Annotated in this window: 3 protein-coding genes and 2 pseudogenes; 4 read left to right on the plus strand and 1 reads right to left on the minus strand. The window is 68.7% G+C overall.

Annotation, left to right across the window (positions count from 1 at the left end):
• Positions 1–230: 230 nt before the first annotated feature.
• Positions 231–347: pseudogene (locus tag ACIPEK_RS46310) on the plus strand (DUF397 domain-containing protein); the annotation flags it as partial.
• A gap of 142 nt (positions 348–489) precedes the next feature.
• Complete coding sequence (locus tag ACIPEK_RS46315; protein WP_402008969.1) at positions 490–2,481, plus strand: Ig-like domain repeat protein; 1,992 nt, start codon at positions 490–492, stop codon at positions 2,479–2,481.
• 71 nt (positions 2,482–2,552) lie between these two features.
• Here the strand turns inward: ACIPEK_RS46315 and ACIPEK_RS46320 are convergent, their stop codons facing one another.
• Entirely contained in the window at positions 2,553–3,299 is a 747-nt protein-coding gene (locus ACIPEK_RS46320) for an AraC family transcriptional regulator (protein WP_402008972.1), read from the minus strand.
• A 54-nt stretch (positions 3,300–3,353) separates the two neighbouring features.
• Between ACIPEK_RS46320 and ACIPEK_RS46325 the strand changes: the two are divergent.
• Positions 3,354–3,527: pseudogene (locus ACIPEK_RS46325) on the plus strand (MFS transporter); the annotation flags it as partial.
• A 38-nt stretch (positions 3,528–3,565) separates the two neighbouring features.
• Complete coding sequence (locus ACIPEK_RS46330) at positions 3,566–3,715, plus strand: hypothetical protein (RefSeq protein ID WP_402008974.1); 150 nt, start codon at positions 3,566–3,568, stop codon at positions 3,713–3,715.
• Positions 3,716–3,804 lie beyond the last annotated feature (89 nt).

Genomic DNA, 3,804 nt, shown 5'->3' on the forward strand with positions numbered 1-3,804 from the left:
CCCGGACGGCTCCCTGCGCCGCGAGAACACGGACACCGGCGACAAGCTCACGTACACCAAGGCCGACTGATCAGCCCAGCAACACGGACACCGCACTCAGCAGCAACAGGGTGTGGACGAACCCGTCGGGCACCGTCGGCGGACTGCGCGAACTCCTACGCGCTCCAGACCCGCCAGCATCTCGTCACTGGCAGGTTGCGCGCAGGTCTCCATCGCGCTCACGGCCGCCACCCGAGGTCGCCACCTGCCCCCACGCCATCCACGTCCGGGACTCCAAGGTGCCCGAAGGTCCCTCCTTCGCGGTCGCCCCCGGCGCCTGGTCGACGTTCCTCACCTGGGCGAACTGACGGTTGGCGGGGGCGGGGACGTCCCGGCCCCGCAAATGTGTACGAGATGTGGACGCCATGCCATACCCTGCGTTCCTGGGCCGCACCCCTTTCTCATCTTCGGGTGCCACGCGGCCCTCTTACCGTGGGGGTAGACATCATTTTGCGTACGCGCAGAATCTCGGCCGCGACCTCGCTCGCGGTCCTCTTCAGTTCCGTGGTTCTGGTCGGCGGTGCGGCGAATCCGGCCGCTGCCGACTCCAGCAAGATCCTTCCCGCCGCATCGGTCGGCGACATCGTCGCGGACGGTGTGCACCAGCGGGTCTTCATCAGTGACCCGACCGGCGGCAAGGTCCTCGTCGCCGACTACAACGGCTCGGTCGTCGCCACGATCTCGTCTCTGCCGGGCGTGACCGGTCTCGAACTCTCCGCCGACTCCGGCACGTTGTACGCGGCCGTGCCGGGCGCCGACGCCATCGTCACGATCGACACCGCCGCTCTCAAGGAGTCCGCGCGGTACGCGACCGGCAACGGCACCGACCCGAAGTTCCCGGCGCTGGCGGGCGGGAAGCTCTGGTTCGGGTACGGCGGGGGCGGTTCGGGCCACATCGGTTCGCTCGACCTGTCCGGCGCCGAACCGGTCGTCACCCTGGACCACGAGACGAACGGCACCTGGTACGCGGCCCCGACCCTGGCATCGACACCCGGTGCGCCGGACACGCTGGCCGCCGGTATCGAGACCCAGAGCCCGACGTATCTGGCCGTGTACGACGTGTCCTCGGGCACGGCCACACGCACCGCGTTCCGGTCCACGGACGGGGGCAATCTGCGCGACCTCGCGCTGACGCCGGACGGCAAGCAGGTCGTGGTGGCCAGCGCCGCTCCGTACCTTCACCAGGCGTACAGCGCGACGGACCTCACGCCGGGGATCGCGTATCCGTCCACCTCGTACCCCAATGCGGTCGACATCGCTCCGAACGGCATGGTCGCCGCCGGATCGTTCGCCTGGTACGACCCGGACGTCTACGTCTACAAGCCCGGCGTCACCAGCAAGCCGGTCCGGACGTACGAGTTCCCCAACACCGGGAACAGCAGCGGTGCGGACACCCTGGAGGACGCGGGCCTGGCCTGGGCGCCGGACACCAGCCGCCTGTTCGCCGTCACCGTGAACGACAACGGCGTCCGCTCGCTGCGGGTGCTCACCGACGCCGTCAAGTCCGCGACCACCGTCACGGTCAACGCCCCGGCGAAGTCGGAGCGCGGCAAGAAGCTCACCGTCACCGGCCGGGTGAAGTCCGAGGGCGCGTTCCCGGCGGGCGCCAGGGCCACGGTGACGCGCACCGACATCGAGTCGCCCAAGGGCAAGACACTTCCCGCGGTGACGCTGAAGTCGGACGGCAGCTTCTCCTTCACCGACACCCCGACCGCGGGCGGCCAGGTCACCTACAAGGTGTCGTACGCGGGCGACGCCACCCACTCCGCGGCGTCGGGTTCCGACAAGGTCGCCGTCTCCCGGGCGGCCACCTCGCTGACCCTGAACCACAACAAGGCGCTGTACTCCTATGGCGCCAAGGTGTCGTTCACCGCGCACCTCGGCAAGACGTACAAGAACCGCACCGTCGAGCTCTGGGTGGACCCGTTCGGTCCGGACAAACCCAAGAAGCTGGTGAAGACCGGCAAGGTCAACTCCAAGGGCGATCTGTCCACCACGGTCGCCATGACCCGGGACACCACCGTCACCGCCGTCTTCAAGGGTGACGGCCGGTACGCGTCCAAGACGGTCACGTCCACGGCGTACGCCAAGGTGAGGGTCTCGACCTCCATCTCCAAGCAGTACAAGACGGCCAAGATCGGCTCCACGTCGTACGCGTACTTCCACAAGAAGACCAACCCGGTCTTCACCACGACGATGAGCTACTACAAGAACCGGTCCCACAAGCTGTCCCTGGAGCTCTACTACCAGGGCAAGTGGTACGACGCGGGCTCGCAGTACTTCAAGCTCGGCACCAACGGCCAGTCCATCGTGACGCTCACCGGCACCCATGACACGGGCTACCGGATGCGCGTCCGTGCCTCGTACGTGAACGGCACCTCGGGCGACTCCGTGAACTCGAACACCAATGGCTCCTGGAAGTACTTCATCTTCACGAAGTAACCGGGCAGGCAGGCGGACGAGCGAACGGGAAGGGTGCGGGGCCGGGCGGATCGCCCGGCCCCGCACCCCTGTCAGGGACGGCGGTTGTGGGTTCCGGGGGTGTAGCCGAAGGCTCGGCGGAAGACGTCGATGAAGGCGCTGGTGGAGGACCAGCCGCAGCGATGGGCGACCGTGGTGACCGGCATGTCCTCGGCCAGCATGCGCAGGGCGTGGTAGAGGCGTAGCTGGGTGCGCCACTGGGGGAACGTCATGCCCAGTTCGCGACGGAAGAGGCGGCTGAGGGTGCGTTCGCCGGCTCGCGCCGTGGTTGCCAGGGCTGCCAGGGGGCGAGGGTCTGCGGGGTTGCGACGCAGGAGTTCGCAGACGGCTGTGAGACGGGGGTCGGTGGGGGCCGGCAGCTGGACGGGCTGCTGGGGCGAGGCGCGCAGCTGGTCGAGAAGGACCGCGCGCAGACGGCGTCGTTCGGGGGTGTCGTCGTGCGGGCTGCGTGTGGAGGCGAGGATCAGTTCGCGCAGCAGGGGGCTGACGGCAAGGACGGTGGGGTCGTCGAGGCCCAGGGGGTTGGTGGCGGCGGGCAGGCCGAGCAGGTGCAGATCGAGGCGGCCGTAAGCGCGGTGGGCGTGGACACATCCTGCGGGCACCCAGATGGCGCGGGTCCCGGGGGCGAACCAGGTGCCGGCGGCGGTTGTCACGGCCAGGACACCGGAGCCCGCGTAGATGATCTGGTGGTCGTCGTGGCGGTGCGCGTCGATGCTCTCTCCCGGAGCGAGCATCTGCGTGCGGGTGGGCGCCTCGGGAGCGTGGCGGATATCCGGCATACTTTGGCATTTTATCGGAAGCGCGCCAGGCGCCGCCGTGGCGACGATGGCCATGTGCCGACAACCCGTACCTCTCGTACCGGCCCGATCACGCTCCTGTCCCTGGGCCATGCCTGCGTGGACATCTACCAGGGAGCGGTGGCCGCGCTGGTACCGTTCTTCGTCTCCGAGCGTGCCTACACGTACGCCGCCGCCTCCGGTGTCGTCCCGTCAGCATCGGCGGCATCGCCGGACCCCTCATCGGCGCCGTCGCCGACGCCACCTCCTTGCAGACCGCCCTCGCACCGCTGATCGCGCTGCCCGCCCTCGGCTGGGTTCTTCTGCGCACCCTGAACGAGCCCGAGATGCTTGACGCGCCCTCCGACCGCCCGTCGGCCACGGCACGCCAGGAACCCACCGCCGACACCGCGTCCTAGACCCGGACTTCGCGGGTCACCGTTTCAGGTCTGTGGCCAGCGGGTTTGTCCGATGTCGGTGTCGAGGAGATCGAGGAGGTGAAGTTGAA

The sequence above is a fragment of the Streptomyces sp. NPDC088246 genome (assembly GCF_044741025.1).
Taxonomy (GTDB): domain Bacteria; phylum Actinomycetota; class Actinomycetes; order Streptomycetales; family Streptomycetaceae; genus Streptomyces.